The sequence below is a fragment of the Oscillibacter sp. PC13 genome, assembly GCF_900115635.1.
Taxonomy (GTDB): domain Bacteria; phylum Bacillota; class Clostridia; order Oscillospirales; family Oscillospiraceae; genus Oscillibacter.
Window position 1 is genome coordinate 1 of sequence record NZ_FOXE01000024.1, and the last position, 16,586, is coordinate 16,586.

Annotated in this window: 16 protein-coding genes and 1 tRNA gene; 8 read left to right on the forward strand and 9 right to left on the reverse strand. The window is 52.0% G+C overall.

The genetic code is table 11. From position 1 onward, the window contains the following. The 4 genes from BMZ81_RS12675 to BMZ81_RS12690 all read right to left on the reverse strand — a co-directional run. The coding region (locus BMZ81_RS12675; protein ID WP_143072784.1) for an aldehyde dehydrogenase family protein at nt 1-414 on the reverse strand (414 nt) is incomplete at its 3' end. 66 nt (nt 415-480) lie between these two features. Beyond that, a complete protein-coding gene (locus tag BMZ81_RS12680) occupies nt 481-1,125 on the reverse strand; it encodes a DUF3156 family protein (protein WP_091132720.1) in 645 nt (214 codons plus the stop codon). Nucleotides 1,126-1,179: 54 nt separating this feature from the next. Then, on the reverse strand, nt 1,180-2,619 hold the full coding sequence (locus BMZ81_RS12685; protein WP_091132721.1) for an APC family permease: 1,440 nt from the start codon (nt 2,617-2,619) through the stop codon (nt 1,180-1,182). A gap of 89 nt (nt 2,620-2,708) precedes the next feature. Beyond that, complete coding sequence (locus BMZ81_RS12690; protein ID WP_091132724.1) at nt 2,709-3,212, reverse strand: YbhB/YbcL family Raf kinase inhibitor-like protein; 504 nt, start codon at nt 3,210-3,212, stop codon at nt 2,709-2,711. 274 nt (nt 3,213-3,486) lie between these two features. Here BMZ81_RS12690 and BMZ81_RS14305 point away from each other — a divergent pair, with 274 nt between their 5' ends. The 8 genes from BMZ81_RS14305 (at nt 3,487) to BMZ81_RS12730 (ending at nt 12,333) form a co-directional block, all read left to right on the forward strand. Then, nucleotides 3,487-4,473, forward strand: a complete 987-nt coding sequence (locus BMZ81_RS14305) for a helix-turn-helix transcriptional regulator (protein ID WP_091132725.1) — start codon at nt 3,487-3,489, stop codon at nt 4,471-4,473. A 246-nt stretch (nt 4,474-4,719) separates the two neighbouring features. After that, nucleotides 4,720-5,442, forward strand: a complete 723-nt coding sequence (locus BMZ81_RS12700; RefSeq protein WP_091132728.1) for a GntR family transcriptional regulator — start codon at nt 4,720-4,722, stop codon at nt 5,440-5,442. A gap of 20 nt (nt 5,443-5,462) precedes the next feature. Beyond that, on the forward strand, nt 5,463-7,238 hold the full coding sequence (locus BMZ81_RS12705) for an adenine deaminase (RefSeq protein ID WP_091132730.1): 1,776 nt from the start codon (nt 5,463-5,465) through the stop codon (nt 7,236-7,238). A 19-nt stretch (nt 7,239-7,257) separates the two neighbouring features. Further along, nucleotides 7,258-8,763 (forward strand): ABC transporter ATP-binding protein, encoded by a 1,506-nt coding sequence (locus BMZ81_RS12710; protein ID WP_091132733.1) that lies wholly within the window; start codon nt 7,258-7,260, stop codon nt 8,761-8,763. Continuing rightward, nucleotides 8,760-9,803 carry an ABC transporter permease gene (locus BMZ81_RS12715; protein ID WP_091132735.1) on the forward strand — a complete coding sequence of 348 codons (1,044 nt, stop codon included), beginning with the start codon at nt 8,760-8,762 and terminating at the stop codon, nt 9,801-9,803. The genes BMZ81_RS12710 and BMZ81_RS12715 overlap by 4 nt, the downstream gene beginning before the upstream one ends. A gap of 3 nt (nt 9,804-9,806) precedes the next feature. Further along, nucleotides 9,807-10,739, forward strand: a complete 933-nt coding sequence (locus BMZ81_RS12720; RefSeq protein WP_091132737.1) for an ABC transporter permease — start codon at nt 9,807-9,809, stop codon at nt 10,737-10,739. Nucleotides 10,740-10,783: 44 nt separating this feature from the next. Continuing rightward, nucleotides 10,784-11,830 (forward strand): BMP family protein, encoded by a 1,047-nt coding sequence (locus BMZ81_RS12725; RefSeq protein WP_091132738.1) that lies wholly within the window; start codon nt 10,784-10,786, stop codon nt 11,828-11,830. Nucleotides 11,831-11,853: 23 nt separating this feature from the next. Continuing rightward, entirely contained in the window at nt 11,854-12,333 is a 480-nt protein-coding gene (locus tag BMZ81_RS12730; protein ID WP_091132741.1) for a nucleoside deaminase, read from the forward strand. Nucleotides 12,334-12,390: 57 nt separating this feature from the next. On the opposite strand, the gene add is transcribed toward BMZ81_RS12730, so the two are convergent. The 5 genes from add to dusB all read right to left on the reverse strand — a co-directional run bounded on the left by add (nt 12,391) and on the right by dusB (nt 16,449). Beyond that, entirely contained in the window at nt 12,391-13,404 is a 1,014-nt protein-coding gene (add, locus tag BMZ81_RS12735) for an adenosine deaminase (RefSeq protein WP_091132743.1), read from the reverse strand. 164 nt (nt 13,405-13,568) lie between these two features. Then, nucleotides 13,569-13,660 (reverse strand) — tRNA-Ser (locus BMZ81_RS12740). Nucleotides 13,661-13,895: 235 nt separating this feature from the next. Beyond that, complete coding sequence (locus BMZ81_RS12745) at nt 13,896-14,864, reverse strand: anti-sigma factor family protein (protein ID WP_091132745.1); 969 nt, start codon at nt 14,862-14,864, stop codon at nt 13,896-13,898. After that, a complete protein-coding gene (locus BMZ81_RS12750) occupies nt 14,861-15,484 on the reverse strand; it encodes an RNA polymerase sigma factor (protein WP_091132747.1) in 624 nt (207 codons plus the stop codon). The genes BMZ81_RS12745 and BMZ81_RS12750 overlap by 4 nt, the downstream gene beginning before the upstream one ends. Next, complete coding sequence (gene dusB, locus BMZ81_RS12755; RefSeq protein ID WP_091132749.1) at nt 15,481-16,449, reverse strand: tRNA dihydrouridine synthase DusB; 969 nt, start codon at nt 16,447-16,449, stop codon at nt 15,481-15,483. The genes BMZ81_RS12750 and dusB overlap by 4 nt, the downstream gene beginning before the upstream one ends. Nucleotides 16,450-16,586 lie beyond the last annotated feature (137 nt).

A 16,586-nucleotide genomic window follows, 5' to 3' on the forward strand; every position in this document is an offset into this window, starting at 1 on the left:
CTGCGCCGCACGGGGCGCCGGGGAGACGATAATGGCGTTCTTTCCCTTCATGGCGTCCATGAAGTTGCCAAGGGGCGTGACGTTGGGGTTCGTGGCAGGGGTGACGCAGGCGATGACGCCCACGGGATGCGCCACTTCGATGATGCCCGTCTCCTTGTCCTCGCCGATGATGCCCACCGACTTCTTGTCCTTCAGGTAGTTCCAGAACGCGGTGGGGGTATCCGTGTTCTTGGCAATCTTGTCCTCGTAGTATCCCAGCCCCGTCTCGTCCACTGCCTCCCGCGCCAGCGGCTCCGCGTTCTTGTAGATAATCTTGGCTGCCTCGTATACCAGCTTATCTACCTGCTCCTGGTTATACCCCTTGATTGCTTCCACCGCTTTCCGCGCTCGCTCTACATATTCCTCTACTTTCATTCCTATTTCCGCTCCTTTACTTCAGCTCATTTTGCATCTTCTGTAAACATTCACAAACTGCAGCAGTTACATGTTGTTTGCAACAGCGTCCGCCAACAGCTCGAAAAGTTCGAGAAATTTGATGCATTCTTCTCTTTTCGGCGTGATCATACTCAATACGGGTGGAATCAGCATCCAAGTTGCCGATCCAATCAGACTTTCACAGGAAATCTGAAAATAACCACTGTTGTCCTCGTGTCGGATTTCCATTTCCATAATATCAAGCGTATTCAGACGATCGATAATCAAAGGATTGCTGAGCCGCTCTTGGTATGCAGCAAGTTTTGCACTGTCACCTTTCCATTGCATGCAGTTCCAGGAGTAATTTCTTTTTCCCTTTAATCCGCTTTGTGTGCACTTTAAAGAGAAATGACAGTCCTTTGTTTCTTCAAACCGCGTGCTGTCCGTAGGGACAATGCTCACCATCTGCAGATTGTAGTTCACAGACAAAAAACGGTTTTCCCAATTATAGATGAGCTTTAAAGAATTCAAGTATTGGAATCCGGAAAAAACCAGTTTTCGCTGCAGAACACCGGCTTCTGTCCTGCTCCAGCGTTCTCCTGCGGCTGCCTTAAACATTTCGGCCAATGCGCCAATTTTTACTTCGGCCTTTTTTGTAACAAAGCTGTTTCGCGCTTTGTCCGAATTTCTAACTGCTTTTCTTCTTTTCATATGCACACTTACCTGCGTCCTTATGTATGATTGACCTTTAACGTATCCAATGGATCAAGTCATTGCATTTCTGCTCTTGAGCCATTCCACAACAGCCTCATCCCACACGGGAAGGTATTCTGTTCTTTCGCGAATCATGATAACAGCATCTTCCAGTTTGGACACTTCGTTGATGGGCCGCTTGTGGGCCTTATTCCAAATAATGATGAAGATGACAACAACAGCAAGCCATGCCAGTGTAATCAGGATATAATCGCTGATGGTGTAGATCGCGTACAGGGATCCAATGATGCCGATGGTGAAAATGATCTTAGGGGCAGGAACTTTGAACAAGCGGGGGAAGTCCGGGTACTTCTTGCGCAGAATCAGAACATCGACCATGGCCAGAATGTAGCAGCCGAGCCAGGCAACGCAGACGATGTTGATGAACATGTTCATGATGTCAGCGGTGCCGCCCTGAGCACAGATATAAATGGTGCAGACGAACATCAGCAAGAAGCAGACGATTGTGCCCCAAATGGGAACCCTATACTTGGGATGGATGTAGCCAAAGGCCTTGGGAAGCTGATTTTGCCTTGCCAAACCGTAGAACATGCGTGGCAGCGCAGCGAGCTGAGAGTTTGCAGTAGTGAAGGAAGCCAAAATGGTGATGGTGCTCATCACTGCAGCACCGATAGAGCCCATCATTGCTTTGGAACCCTCAATATGAGAGATGCCGGAGGTCAGCAGAATATTAATATCGGTGTATTTCAAGCTTGCATAAGAGAACACAATATCAATCAGATAGATCGTGATCAAAGATGCAAACAGCGCACGGGGAATCACCTTATAGGGCTCCTTGGTCTCCTCAGCCATGGGACAGCAGTTTTCAAAGCCAATGTACCACCAAATAGAGGAACCAACAGCTCCAAGAACAGGAGCCCATCCGCCGTTGGGAAGGAAGCTGTTGTTAACGGGTGCTGCGATACCCATATTCTCACCTACGCCGACAGCACCGCAAACCGCGAGGATTGCGTAGGCGGCCATCATGCCGATGGGCAAAATTCCTGCGACCTTACCATATACACCAACATCGAAGATGTTGATCAGCAAGCATGCCACAAGAAACACCAGGCTGGTTGCAAGCGCGGGGATTCCGGTAATCTCTTCCAGCGAATAGCCACTCATTGCCATTTGCGTGCTGCCATCAGCCGCGGCAAGCAAAACATAGGTGCCAAGAACCGCTAAGGTACCCCAAAAACGGCCCAGTGCAGGGTTGGTATAATCGGAAATCATGCCGCCGCCGGGCAGCATGGCGCTTAACTCAGAGAATGCCAAAGCCGCGCAGATAATAGGAACCAGGCCGATTAAAGCTGTGATCCAAACGGCATAGCTCGCCTGACCTGCCACTTGGGTAACTGAAAACATGGCAGTGCCGGAGACTACCAGGCCCATGGCCGCACCATAAGTTGCGCCAAAGCCGAGCACTCTTTTTAGTTTCGTCCTATTTTCCATAATTTCCCTAAATCCTTTCTTTGTCCACACACGTTATCAAAATCATTTTCAGATTTTTCAAGCGTTCCAACGAACCTTCCAAGAATTTTTTAGTTGCTGTAAACTCCTCTGATAACAGCCACATCCAGAATTTTTCCACGAATCTCTTTCAAAAACTCATTATAATAATAGCCATTTTGCAAATTCAGCATGTCACTTAATGCGTACAGGTGAAGTTCATATTCATGGGGTCTGTCTTCAGGGGCGGGGCCCCCGTACATATTGCATACGGGATTGTCAATACCAAGTTGGAATGCCCAGGTGTTTTTCCCTTGAACGAAGGATTTGTCCGTTCTTGCCGCATCTTCCCGGAGTCCGCTTGCAACAGCTGGAATGTTTGCAGCAAGCCAATGTACCCAGACAATTCCTTCGCCAATGACATTATCATAGTCAATGAATACCAGTGCAAATGATTTTGTTCCCTCAGGGGCACCTTCCCAACTTATTGGAAAGGACAACTGCGGAACACCCTGGATGGAATCGGCAGACATTTTTCCGTACTTTTCAAGGATACGCCCGTTTTCAAATGCTTCAGAAAATACCTTCAGGCTCATAAATTCACCTCCTTTCAGTCCTTTTTATGTAAAACAGCATATCGAAAAATAGTATCTCTGTCGATAAACAAAAGTCATATTTCACTGTATGGAGGTGGGTGTATTTTTTACTAAACTTTAGGTATAGACATTTTTGTAAATAGGCGCTGCGTATTGTTGATAAATCTAACAAAAACGTTTGTATTCTGGAATGTTTTGCAGTATACTATATATATAATAACATAATATGTAAGTTGATTGGACATATGATCATCCAGAAAGAGGAGCGAACAATATGCCTGTATTCTCTTCCCTGTACAACCTGGTCTCTGTTTTGATTTACGGCGCTTCTCTTGGGATCTGCTCTTTCACATATGGCAGTACCAAAAGAAAAGAACTGCAATATGCCGGGCTTATGATGTTTGCATGCATCTGTGATTCCGTGTACATCATCACACAGAATCTCTTGGAGTTCCGGTATTCTACCCATGCACTGGTGCTCACTGCCGCATTGGTGCTCACCCTCGCAAAAATCTATTTTCTTGACAAAATCATTGCTGCTGTTTTTGAAAAGGATGTGTCACCAGAGTTTTACATTTTGCTGTGCATTATTGTCATCATTCACGGACTGTTTTCCACGTATCCGAGGGAACTATACTGGCAGCTGGATCCCATATCTTTCTATGTCAGCATTTTAATTATCTGCGGTTCTTATTGGTATTCGCTGGTGCAGGAGACGGATGCAGTGCGCTGGCAGAATGCCTCCAAATATAAGACAATTGTCTTAATGATGCTGATTTCCTCAATTTTGATGCTTCTTTATATTGTGGCAAATCTCTGCCTTTTGAAAACGGTCCTTTCCCAAAGCCGCATTGACTTGTATACGAATTTTCTCCTGTTGATTCTGTCGGTCTGGTATATCGTTTTTTGCCAAGGAGAATTGCGGGATCATACCGATGAAGAAATCGAAAATATTGTCCAAGAACACTTTCGTGAGTTTAATGCTTTGGAACAAGAACCGTGTCCTGCCGCCTTTTCAAAACAGTATGCGGCTTTCTTCAAACAGTATGAATTAACAGACCGGGAAGCCGAAATTCTGCAGTTGATTCTCTCTGGTAAAAGCAATCAGGAAATCAGCGACTTGCTCTATATTGCTGTGGGTACAGTAAAAACACATGTACACAGCATCTTTAGCAAGCTGGAAGTGTCTCGCAGAAGCCAGCTGATGATGCGTTTTACGAATTATGAGATGAATGGACAGCAGTGGCAGGATATTACTTGAAACTTAACTGCCTAAAAACGGATTGTTTTCGAATAAATTTATCTCATTACAACTGATAATAAAATTTAGGCAGGTGGCCCTCAATGTTGAGAGCCACCTGCTTTTTGGCAGAACATAGAGAGAAGTTTGTAAATACTGAATATCAGAAAGAATCGAAAAAGAAATTGACAAGTTTTGTAATAGGGAATAAAATAAGTAACATTAATAAAGTGCTACTTAATTTCAACTGTCGAAAGGAGATACGCCATGAAGACACAGATGGAACTGTCTGAGGCGGCCAAGTGGCAGCTTTTACAGGAGATGCGCAGGGGAATATACTGTCACGACAAACGATTGCCGCCTGAAGTGGAAATCGCGGAGCGGATGGGCGTCAGCCGCAATGTTATTCGGGATAGCCTAGCTGCACTGGAACGAGAGGGCTTTGTAAGCCGGAGACGAGGGGTTGGTACAATTGTCAACCGATACGTACTGGACTTGAGTACCCGCATGGATTTGGCAGATGGATTTGACGCAATGATCCAGGGCAGCGGGTGCCGCCCGGGAAGTCGATTCGTCAATATGAAGCAAATACCATGCTCTGCACAGATTGCGCAGAAGCTGGGCCTGCGGGAACAAGACATGGTATTTGAAATCTGCCGATTGGTAACGGCTGATGAAAAGCCTGCTATCTATTGCCGGGACTATGTGGATGTTCACTTTTTTGGCGAGGACACCAGCCGGTTCAATTACGACGGCTTGGTGATCTCCAGCTTTGAGTTCCTCCAGAAGGTGGCTTTTATGGACCTGGCAGAGCTGGAAGCCATTTCTGCAGATGAGGAACTGGCTGCTATTTGTGAGGTTGCGCCGGGTGCACCGCTTCTTTTTGTGGAGGCCGTCCACTATACCTTTAAGGGGAAACCGGCACTATATTCCCAGGAGTATTATGTTCCGGGGACGGTAAAACACCGTATGCTGCGGAAAAAGATATAAATAAGCACAGGAGGAAGCAGATGGATCCGATCTTTGAAAACCACTACACCGCTCCGACAACGGAAGATCTGATGGCGCTCCGCGCTGTGGCCGGGGGAAAACGACCAGCGGATTTAATCATTCGTAACGGCCGGGTTGTTTTTGTACATACCGGAGAGATCCGGGAGATGGATGTTGCGGTCTGCGGTCGACACATTGCGGCCGTAGCATCACCCGGGGTGCTGACGGCAAAGCGGGTTTATGACGCTGCCGGGCAGTATATGGTTCCCAATTTTATTGAGTCCCATTTCCACATTGAATATTCCATGTTGACCCCGGGAGAGCTGGCCCAGTTGGTTGTGCCCAAGGGAACCACCACCATTTTGGCGGATCCGAACTGCATCGCCAATATCTGGGGCCTGCCTGGCATTGCGTATATCCGGACGACAAGGGCGCCTCTGCGGATTTTCCTGCAGGTGAGTTCCAGCGTGCCCCGGACGCCAACGCTGGAGTTGGGCGGGTGTCGTTTGTCCGCGGAGGATATCGGCGAGCTGTTGCGCCAGCCCTATGCGGTATCGCTGGGAGAATCTGTACCTTTTGATTTGTCCCGGGATGCGGCAGAGGTACTGGCTCTGGCACTGGATGCTGGCAAACGGGCCACCGGCCACACGGCCCGTCTGCGGAACGAGCCGCTGTGGGCCTATCTGGCGGGCGGCGTTTGTGATGATCACAACGCCGCGACACTGGAAGAGGTGAAAGATAGGGTTCGTTTAGGTGCCGGTATTGCCATCCAATCCGGTTCCATGAGCAATTATCTGGCCGATATTCTTGGGAAGCCAGAGAAATTGGGGGAGACGGCGTACCATTTGTTTTTCAGCGCAGATGACAAGCACGTGGGGGATTTGCGGCGGGAAGGCCACATTGACCACCACGTCCGCTCCGCCATTGAATTGGGTGTGGAGCCGGCCCTTGCCATCCGCATGGCGACACTGAATGCCGCCATGCATTTCCGGATTGACCATCTGGTGGGATCTATTACGCCCTCTAGGCTGGCGGATTTTATGCTGTTGCCGGATCTGAAGGAAATCAGCCCCAGCACTGTCTTTGTTGGTGGGCAGCGGGTGGCGGAAAATGGGAAGCCGCTGTTCCAAAACGAGGACACGATTCCGGAGGAACTCAAACACACCATCCACTTGGGCGCGGGCTTCAGTAAAGAGAATTTCCGCATTGCCGCGCCTGCGGGGAAAACGACGGTAAAAGCCCGGGTGGCAGAGCTTTATGACGGCTATTATAAGCGGCTGCTAATTGAGGAGCTGCCGGTTGTGGATGGTGCAGTGGGGCAGGATGTGGCCCACGATTTGGCTAAGGTTGTCGTGGTGGATCGCCATCTGGGCACCGGCTCCGTGGGCACGGCGCTGATTAGAGGGACAGGCCTGAAGAAGGGCGCTATCGCAGCCACCAACAACTGTGAAAACCAGAACCTGGTGGTCATCGGCACCAGTGACGAGGAGATTATGCACGCCATCCGGGTTATTGAGGAGATGGGCGGTGGCTATGCAGCTGTTGCGGGGGGCCAGGTGCTGGCAAAGCTTCCGCTGGCAGTGGGAGGCGTCATGTCTGAGCTGGATTGGCGTACGGTAGACGCTCAGTTGCAAACAATCAACAAAGTGGCTGGAGAGATGGGGTGCCAGATTGAATCGCCGTTTATGATTATGGCCTTCATTGGCCTTGCGGGCGTACCAGATCTGGGATTGACGGAGAAAGGCCTGATTGATGTAGTAACGCAGACATTCACGGATGTAATTGTGGCGGACTAAGGGGGGAAAGGAGCACGCGATGGAGCCTTTGCTGGAAATGCGCGGAATTGTCAAACGGTTTGGCAGCGCAACGGTGAATGACCATGTGAATCTGACGGTTTACCCTGGGGAAGTACATGCGCTGCTGGGGGAGAACGGTGCGGGAAAAAGTACCCTGATGAATATTTTGTACGGCATGTACCAACCCAATGAGGGGATGATTCGTGTCCGTGGAAAAGAGGTGGAGATCACCTCTCCCAAGGTTTCCCTGGCCGCGGGAATTGGCATGGTGCACCAGAATTTTATGCTGGTGGATACCTTTACCTCTGCGGAGAATGTGTTTTTAATGGCGGACAGGCCTTTTTGGTCCCTGACCCGAAAGGGGCAGGTAGCGGGAGAACTGACGAAGCTGTCCGAACAGTATGGCATTGAAGTGGACCTCACGTCGCCGGTCAGCAAGCTCTCCATCGGGATGCAGCAGCGGGTGGAAATTTTAAAACTGCTGTATATCGGAGCAGATATCCTCATTTTTGACGAGCCCACAGCAGTGCTGGCACCACAGGAATGCGATGCGCTGTTTGAAATTATTAAAAAGCTGGTAGCCAATCAAAAATCCGTCATTTTTATCAGCCACAAGCTGGAGGAGGTTCTGCGAATCAGCGACCGCATTACTGTTCTGAGCCGCGGTCGCGTAGTGGAGGACACCGCAAATGAAAACCTCGACCAAGCCAAGATTGTGGAGATGATGATTGGCGAGGCGTTTCGGACGGAAAATGTTGAGAAGACGCACCAAACAAGGCAGGAGGTGGTTCTATCTATAGAAGATGTCTGCGCGGCTGACAGCCGTGGCGTACAGACGCTGAATCACGTGACGCTGCAGGTCAGGCGGGGGGAAATCCTGGGCATTGCCGGCTTGGAGGGAAACGGACAGGACGAACTGATGGATGTGATCACCGGCCTGCGGAGGTGTAGTGCCGGAAGGATTGCGATGGCGGGAAAGAATTTGACAGCGGCCTCCGGAGAGACGTTTGTCCGGGAGGGGGTGGGCTATGTGCCCTCTGACCGGAATAATGTGGCCACAGTCCGAAAGTTTTGCCTGTACGATAACTGGCTGCTGCGCCGAAAACAGCGGGAGACGGGACATTACCTTCACTACCGGAAGATTATCCGGGACACGGAGGAGGCCATCGCGGCCTTTGATGTCCGGACCTCCGGCAGCGATGCCGTGACAGAAAACCTTTCCGGCGGTAATTTGCAGAAGTTTATTCTGGGACGGGAACTGAGCAAGGAACCAAAGCTCCTGGCCTGCTCCAACCCGACCAGGGGAATTGACGTCAAGGCCTCCTGGGCCATCCGAAACCGGATACTTCAGGCCAAGGAGGACGGCATGGCGGTGGTTTTGGCTTCCGGCGATTTTGAGGAGCTGCTCTATCTTTCAGACCGGATTCTGGTGCTGTATAAAGGAATGATTTTTGCTGAGACCACACCGGAACAGACGACGGTCAACCAGCTGGGCAGTATGATGATGGGGGTGAAGCCGGTATGAAGGGATGGAGAGAGTCGCTGCCGAAGTGGGGTGTAATCCTGCTGGCGGGAGTCCTGTCCCTAGCCATCGGGTCGGTATTCATTCTGGTGGTAGGGGGAAATCCGCTTGCAGCTTATCGGCAGCTGCTGTTGGTGCCCATGTCGTCCAAGTCTGGTTTTGGCGAACTGCTGACCAACATGACGCCGCTGCTGATTGCCGGTGTGGGGATGGCGATTGCCCGCTCTGCCGGATTGACAAACCTTGGCGGCGAAGGTCAGATTTATATGGGAGCCTTGGGGATGTTCTTGGTATGCAGTTCGGATCTGGCGGATACGGTCGGGAAGCCGGTATTGCTGTTGGGGGCTGTAGTCGCCGTGGCATTCGGCGCTTTTTGGGGATCCATTTCCGGTGCGTTGAAGGCGTTCTTCCGGGCAAATGAGATCATCACGTCGCTGTTGCTGAATTACATTGCTGTGAATTTTATCGGGTATTTGATCCGCGGACCGCTTCAGGAGCCCTCCGGCATGGTGCCTGAGTCTTCTAAAATAGGGGAAGGCCTCCGACTCGCAAAGCTCATCGCTTCCACGCGAGCCCACACGGGCATTGTGCTGGCCATTGTGCTGATTGTTTTGTATGAGTTCTTCATTTATCGCAGCCGGGTTGGTTATCGGATCCGAGTGCTGGGGGGCGGAGAGAAGGCTGCAGTATACAGCGGCATTCCAATTAAGTGGTATCATCTGGGGGTCATGGCCCTCTCCGGCGGTATTGCTGGTCTGGCGGGTGGTGTTGAGCTGCTGGGTGTATATTATCGGCTGACGGAGACCATGGCGGGAGACATTGGCTTTACTGCCGTGGTGGTGGCACTGCTGGGTATGCTGCACCCGGTAGGCATTGTGCTGGCGGCAATGCTGATGGCGCTTTTGAACACAGGCGCGCAGTTTATGCAGGTGATCAGCGGTGTGCCAATCACGTTGGTGGATATTCTGCAGGGGCTGATTGTGTTGTTTGTACTGTTGGGACTGAGCTTTCAACTCCCCCAGCTGAAGAGAAAGGAGGGATAACGGATGTTGAGCGGCTCTTTTTTTGCGGCGCTGTTGGCCTCCATGTTCCGTATGTCTACTCCACTGGTATTTGGCGCCACAGGGGAAATTGTGGCCGAGCGTGCCGGCGTGATTAATATTGGCCTGGAGGGCCAGATGCTGCTGGGCGCTTTTGTGGCGTTTTGCGTACAATTTACCACCGGCAGTGCGACAGTGGGCATTCTCTGCGGTGCGCTGGCAGGGGCAGTGAGCACGCTGCCGCTTACCGGTCTTGGGGTCTGCCGGCGACAGAATCAATCGGTGGTTGGCATTATGTTCAACATTTTGATGGTGGGTCTGACCAGCTATCTGTATCGGGCATTTTTCGGCGTGGCGCTCACAGCACCCTCTATTCAAACGCTGCCTGCACTGCCAATTCCTCTGCTGAACCGTATCCCCCTGCTGGGTGAAGCACTGTTCAGCCAAAATGCATTGGTATACCTTTCAATTTTCCTTGCAATCGGCACGTGGTTTGTGCTCTCTAAAACCATGCTGGGTCTTCGCATCCGGGCAGTCGGAGAAAATCCACGTGCGGCACAGGCTGCTGGAATCTCTGTTATCAGAACCAGACTCGGCAGTATGTGCTTTGCGGGGCTGCTGGGCGGTTTGGGCGGATCGTTTTTGACTGTGGCCTATGTGGGACGCTTTATGGATGGCATTACCTCCGGGCGGGGCTATATTGCGCTGGCCATCACCATCCTAGGCCGCTGGAACCCTGTGGTTGCGCTGGGAGGCGCGCTGTTGTTCGGTCTGGTGGATGCATTTCAGCTGCGGGCGCAGGCCATGAGCGTGCCGATTCCATATCAGTTCTTTGTGATGCTGCCGTATGCGGTTGTATTGCTGAGCATCCTGCTGATGGGACGAAATTCGTCCGAGCCGAAAGCGTTGGGCGATCCCTATGAAAAAGAGGGAAGATAGTTTCCCAACTATTTACACATAGATATTGATTGGAGGATTATGTTATGAAAAAAGTGTATGCTCTCTTTCTGGCGTTGACGCTGACAGCAGCGTTGCTGTCCGGTTGCGGCGGTACAGGTACTACGACCCCACCCGCTGGAGACTCGGGTGACAAGGAAGCGCCGGAAGAATCCGCTGGAAAAATTCAGAATGTCGCAATGCTGCTGCCTGGCCTGATCAGCGACCAGTCCTGGAACTACAGTGCCTATTTGGGGCTACAGGAGATCGAGGAGATGGGATACCACGTGGAATACACGGAAAGCGTGGAGCAAAACGACAGCGAGACGGTGTTCCGCACCTATGCCAGTGGTGACTTTGACCTCATCATGGGTCACGGCTATTCCTTCATCGACGCTTCTCTGGCCGTGGCACCGGCCTTTCCAGAAAAGTATTTCTATGTCTACGGCACAGCCCCCACGGACGTAGCGGAAGAGGACCTGCCTGCCAATACGGCATACTCTTACAACAAGGAGTATGAGGGCGCTTATGTCTGCGGTGTCGTGGCGGCCATGGAGAGTGAGAGCAATAAGATTGGCATTGTGGGCGGTGCCCCCTCCAATGCGCAGATTGCCAACTACAACGCTTTTCGGGAGGGCGCACAGTCTGTCAAGCCGGAGATCGACGTTTCCATTATTGTCACTGGCACCTTTGATGACCCGGCCAAGGGTAAGGAGGCTGCCTACTCCCTGATTGAGGGCGGCTGCGACGTGGTAATGCACGTGTGCGACGCGACTGGCACCGGTGTAATTGACGCTTGTGTGGAACGAAATGTGAAGGTTTTGGGCTACGGCGGAGACCAGCGGGATCTGGCTCCGGATCAGATGCTGTGCTGCCTGGGCGTTAACATCTCTCAGTGCATTGCCGACCAAATCGAGAAAATTGAAAACGGCACCTTCAGCGGCGTTCAGCGGGACGGCCTGGCCGAGGGCGCCATCTACATCACGGAATTCGGCACGGCCTGCGCTGAAGAGACTGCCACCAAGGCCCAGGAGGTTATCCAGGGAATTGTAGACGGATCCATTGTGCCTACAGAAGTCAGCACCGAATATTGATTTCAGGAAAGGAAAACTTTGAAATGAGCCCGATTGAGTATCTGCGCCGTGCCAATGAAGTTGCGAAACGCGCCCGCGCCAACGGCAACACACCGTTCGGTGCCATTCTGGTGGGGCCGGACGGCATCGTGTTGCTGGAACAGGGAAATGCCGAGGGGGAGCTGCACGATGCCACCGCCCATGCAGAGCTGACCCTGGCTTCCCGGGCCAGCCGGGAGTTCAGCAAGGAGTTTTTGAAGGAATGTACGCTGTACACGACCTGTGAGCCGTGTCCCATGTGCAGCGGCGGCATTTATTGGACCAATATTGGCCACGTGACCTATGGTATTACAGAGGCCCGCCTGTTGAAACTGACCGGAGACGATGAAAAGAATCCCACCTTTGCGATGGGGGCGGACAAGGTGTTTGCTGCTGGACAGAAGGAGATTGAAGTATTGGGGCCTTATCCGGAAGTGGAGGCGGAAATTGTGGAGGTCCATCAGGGCTTTTGGAAGCGAGCGTAATTTTTGAATAAACCGTCAAAAAGGCCAGCACCTTCGGCGCTGGCCTTTTTGTTCATATTAGCGATTTAGAGACTGTGCAAACGCATGCAGGGAAGAACGCAGCTGTTGCTTTTCTGCATCACTGCAGAAAGCGGCATCCACTGCCCAATATTGGGCCTGTAGCAGATCCTGAATGGTCAGATGGGCAAAGCGGGCGCAGCGGGTCAGTTCTTCTGTCAATGTCAGCCCTAAAAAGGTAGGATCGTCACGATTTAGCGTAATGACCGCTCCGGCATCCCAGAGGCGGCGCAGAGGGTGCTCCTCTGGATTCCGGTATAGCAGTGTTAGATTGGAGGTTAGACAAAGGTTCAGAGGAATTCGCTCTCGCACCAGTCGGGCGGTCAAGTCCGCATCCTCTGCCGCCCGTACCCCATGGTCCAGGCGGCAGGCAAACAAAAGATCCAAGGCATCACGGACCCCCTCGGGGCCGCTGCTCTCTCCAGCGTGAACCGTAATTGAGAGGCCCACCTCCTTGGCACGTCGAAAGGCAGGGGAAAATTTTTCGCCAGTGCGTCCAGTTAGCGCTTCATTGCCATCGATGGAGAGACCAATCAGACGGCTGCTGCGGTGGGCACACAGGAGATTTACAAAATCCAAAGCTTCCGCCTGGCTCTGATTCCTGGAGAGAGACAGCGTGAAGCGGCAGTCGGTTCCCCCCTCTGCGGCGCCCTCGTCAAAGCCGGCCTCCAAGGCGCAAATCAACTGGGGCACTGTAAATTGCGGCCAGTGGGTTGGATTTAGGATTGGTTCGGCGTACAAAATATGTTCCTGGCGACTCCGCAAGGAAAAATCCCGGGCAACTTCACGCAGATCTTCAATGCTTCCAACCATGGAACAGATCATATCCAGAAAGGCAAGAAAGTTGCTCAAATCCTCTGCAGAGCATTCATATATGGCATTTCCGGGGCGAGGAAGCTGCTTGCCTTGCTTGCTCGCATAGCGCGCAAGCTGTTCCCCATCCATGGTGGACTCCAAGTGAACATGCAGTTCTAACTTTGGCATTTGCGCAATGATTGAGGGGGATGCGTCCATAGAGACACCTCCTATGTGAAATAAGAACCATGAGTGCAGTATACCACCATCTGGAAAAGACGTAAAGGCAAGGGCGGAACTTGACAACTCCGGCGGGAGAAAAAAGTTTCAGCCGTGGGGGCAAATGAAAAAACCTCACATCCTTGAGGATGTAAGGTTTTTCTTGGCGGAGAAGGAGGGATTCGAACCCTCGAGACCCTTTAGGGGCCTACATGATTTCCAATCATGCGCCCTCGACCAACTAGGCGACTTCTCCATAGCTGTTCCAGTACAGAAAAAGATGAAATGTTTGCTGCTGAAAAACAACAGCATTATTATTATAACAGAGGATTTTTCAAAGTCAAGTGCTATTTTAGGGAATATTCTATTTTAGGGACAGAACTTCCGGAAGGGCGAACAAAAAAGAGGAGTGAGGCACAACTGGCATCACCCCTCTGCTTTGAAACGGCTGTAGACGCAGGACTGTTCTTGTAAAATTGCAGAAAAGCCCTTTATGTGGCACTGTCAATGACAACAACCTTTGCTAAATCACCAGATCCATTTTCTGTATAAGAAATATTCGTATCCAACGCAGACAGAAGTGATTCAAACTGGGGCCGAGTCAATTCATAGGTGGTTTCCGTCAGGCCGGTATCGCTGTTGCTGCTGATGATGATGGATATTTTGGCAGAGGTATATGCATCCAATAAAGTACCTGCCTGTTCTTTTGTCAGGAAAAGCTCTGCAAAATAACCGGACGCTACAGGGGAGACCGAAGGAGTGTCTTGAATATGGGGAGAAGCCTCGTTGGAAGTCCCGCTTTCATTTTTAACCGCGGCATTCGCACTGTCATCAGCGGATGCTGCAGTTTCACCGTCAGCAGGAAAACTGGCATGGGGTGTTGGAGCTTGTTCAGAATCAGGTTGCTCCGCTGCAGTGTCGCCATCGGTTTCTTCAGAGGTTCCGATTGCGGCAAAAAGAGCGGGAGAATCGGGCGCAAGATCTGCTGCGGCAGAAGGGGAGTCAGAGGCACCATCCGCCTCGCTCTCCATAGAAGCCTCTTCCTTAAAAACCGCACGGCCCGTGGTGTCGCCGGTATCCGCAGCCTCTGCCGTGTCCGTGGCCATAGAGGCCGAGGAGGTGTTGCTGCTGCCGAAAAATGGCAGGGTACTTCGAACCAGCAGAACGACGGCACAGCAGGCGGCCAGGGGAAGCAAGACTTTTGACCAGGGGGCTTTTCGCTTTTTTTGCGGAGCGGCGTCGGCCCGAATGGCGGCCATCACACCCTCGGCAAAGCCATCCGGGACCTCAACGTCCGTGTCATCTGGAAAGAGTTCCCGAATCAACAGCGCATCTTGAACATAGGCACGGCAGCCGGGACACTGAACAAGATGGGAGCGGATCTGTTCAGATTCATCCAGGGACAGTTCCCCATCCACAAACGAATCCAGCAGGGCCGCGTATTTTTCACAGTATTTCATCTGCAGCCCTCCTTTTCTATTTCCTTGGACGGAGAGGGCGACAAAAAGTTCCCGCTCTTTAATAAAAAGTTTCGCAGCTGTTTGCGTCCCCGGTTGATACGGGACTTTACCGTGCCTACATCCAGATCCAGGGCATCAGCAATTTCATCATAGGACAGCTGCCGCATTTCCCGCAGCAGCAAGACCTGCCGGTGAGCAGGGGAGAGGGCCTGCAGCCCCCGCTCAATTTGCTCCCGGAGTTCCCGCCGCTCTGCTTCTTCATGGGGAGAGCGGGCAGTATCCGGTACTTCCACATTCAGTTCGGTGTCATCCAGGGAAGGGCCTGCCTGGGCCCTGTGGCGGCCCTCCCGCCGCAATAGATCCACACAGGCATTGGAGGCCAAACGATACAGCCAGGTAGAAAAGCTGGAATCTCCCCGAAAGAAGGGCAGACCCTGCCAGGCGGAGAGAAATGCCTCCTGCGCTGCTTCCGCAGCGTCGTCCGGATTGCCGCACATCCGGAGCGTCAGGGAAAAGACCCGTTTTTCGTATTGGCGCACCAAGGCCTCAAAAGCGTCCGGATCGCCATGGCGTGCGGCTTCAATCCATTGGTGCTCTTGTTGTATATGGTCGATGGTCATTTTAAATCCCGTTTAATCCCTTTCGTCACCCGATAGACATCTTCCAGGGTATTCATCTGCACAATTTGCTCCTTGTAATAACTGGAGTGGGAAATCCCTTTGAGATACCAGCAGTAATGGCGCCGGGCCTCCAGAACCGCCACACGTTCCCCCCTGGCGGCAGCGGCCAGCTCAAACTGCCGGACAGCAGTATCACACCGCTCTGCAAGACTCGGAAGCGGCGGAACCGGAAGGCCCTCCAGCGCGGCGCTGGCCTGCTGAAAAATCCAGGGATTGCCGAAGCAGCCGCGGGCGATCATGGCCATGTCCGCCTTGGTATACTGTAGAATTCGGAGGGCGTCCTCGGGCTTCCAGATGTCACCGTTGGCAATCACCGGAATGGAAACAGCTTCCTTCACAGCCCGAATGCAGTTCCAATCCGCATTGCCGCTGTACATCTGGGCACGGGTACGGCCGTGGACGGTAACGGCAGAGACTCCCGCCTGCTCCAACGTCTTGGCGAACTCCACACAATTACAATGGCCCATGTCCCAGCCGCGGCGGAATTTGGCAGTGACTGGGACGGATACTGCCCTGACCACTGCTTCTACAATACGCCCGGCCAGTTCCGGATCCTTCATCAGGGCAGATCCATCTCCGTTATTGACGATTTTCCCCATAGGACACCCCATGTTTAAATCCAGAATGTCCGCACCGCTGGCTTCCAAAGCAATTTGGGCAGCCTCTGCCATGCACTGGGGATCGCTGCCGAAAATCTGCACCGCTGCTGGGTGTTCCCCGGGAAACTGCTGAAGCAGAGAGAGCGTTTTTTTATCGTGAAAACAAAGAGCTTTGGAGGAGATCAGCTCCGTACAGGTATAACCGGCGCCAAATTCCGAACAAATTTGGCGGAAGGCCACATCGGAGACACCAGCCATAGGCGCCATCGCCAGCCTGGAAGGAAGATCCACCGTTCCAATCTTCAAGAAAACACCACCTCGTTGGTCAATTCACAATTAAAATTACTATATCATAGGCATTTTGAAAAGTCCACAGGCGCATGGAGACAATGAAACGGTAAAATTATTTTCCCCGTCCTTTCCCGACGGGATTTTCCAGGGAC

What these genes read in the sequence shown, in the direction of transcription:
- BMZ81_RS12690 (WP_091132724.1), bottom strand. Translation starts at nt 3,212, where the DNA reads ATGAGCCTGAAGGTATTTTCTGAAGCATTTGAAAACGGGCGTATCCTT.
- BMZ81_RS12750 (WP_091132747.1), bottom strand. Translation starts at nt 15,484, where the DNA reads ATGACCATCGACCATATACAACAAGAGCACCAATGGATTGAAGCCGCA.
- BMZ81_RS12705 (WP_091132730.1), top strand. Translation starts at nt 5,463, where the DNA reads ATGGATCCGATCTTTGAAAACCACTACACCGCTCCGACAACGGAAGAT.
- BMZ81_RS12730 (WP_091132741.1), top strand. Translation starts at nt 11,854, where the DNA reads ATGAGCCCGATTGAGTATCTGCGCCGTGCCAATGAAGTTGCGAAACGC.
- add (WP_091132743.1), bottom strand. Translation starts at nt 13,404, where the DNA reads ATGGACGCATCCCCCTCAATCATTGCGCAAATGCCAAAGTTAGAACTG.
- BMZ81_RS14305 (WP_091132725.1), top strand. Translation starts at nt 3,487, where the DNA reads ATGCCTGTATTCTCTTCCCTGTACAACCTGGTCTCTGTTTTGATTTAC.
- BMZ81_RS12725 (WP_091132738.1), top strand. Translation starts at nt 10,784, where the DNA reads ATGAAAAAAGTGTATGCTCTCTTTCTGGCGTTGACGCTGACAGCAGCG.
- BMZ81_RS12680 (WP_091132720.1), bottom strand. Translation starts at nt 1,125, where the DNA reads ATGAAAAGAAGAAAAGCAGTTAGAAATTCGGACAAAGCGCGAAACAGC.
- BMZ81_RS12685 (WP_091132721.1), bottom strand. Translation starts at nt 2,619, where the DNA reads ATGGAAAATAGGACGAAACTAAAAAGAGTGCTCGGCTTTGGCGCAACT.
- BMZ81_RS12720 (WP_091132737.1), top strand. Translation starts at nt 9,807, where the DNA reads ATGTTGAGCGGCTCTTTTTTTGCGGCGCTGTTGGCCTCCATGTTCCGT.
- BMZ81_RS12710 (WP_091132733.1), top strand. Translation starts at nt 7,258, where the DNA reads ATGGAGCCTTTGCTGGAAATGCGCGGAATTGTCAAACGGTTTGGCAGC.
- BMZ81_RS12715 (WP_091132735.1), top strand. Translation starts at nt 8,760, where the DNA reads ATGAAGGGATGGAGAGAGTCGCTGCCGAAGTGGGGTGTAATCCTGCTG.
- BMZ81_RS12745 (WP_091132745.1), bottom strand. Translation starts at nt 14,864, where the DNA reads ATGAAATACTGTGAAAAATACGCGGCCCTGCTGGATTCGTTTGTGGAT.
- BMZ81_RS12700 (WP_091132728.1), top strand. Translation starts at nt 4,720, where the DNA reads ATGAAGACACAGATGGAACTGTCTGAGGCGGCCAAGTGGCAGCTTTTA.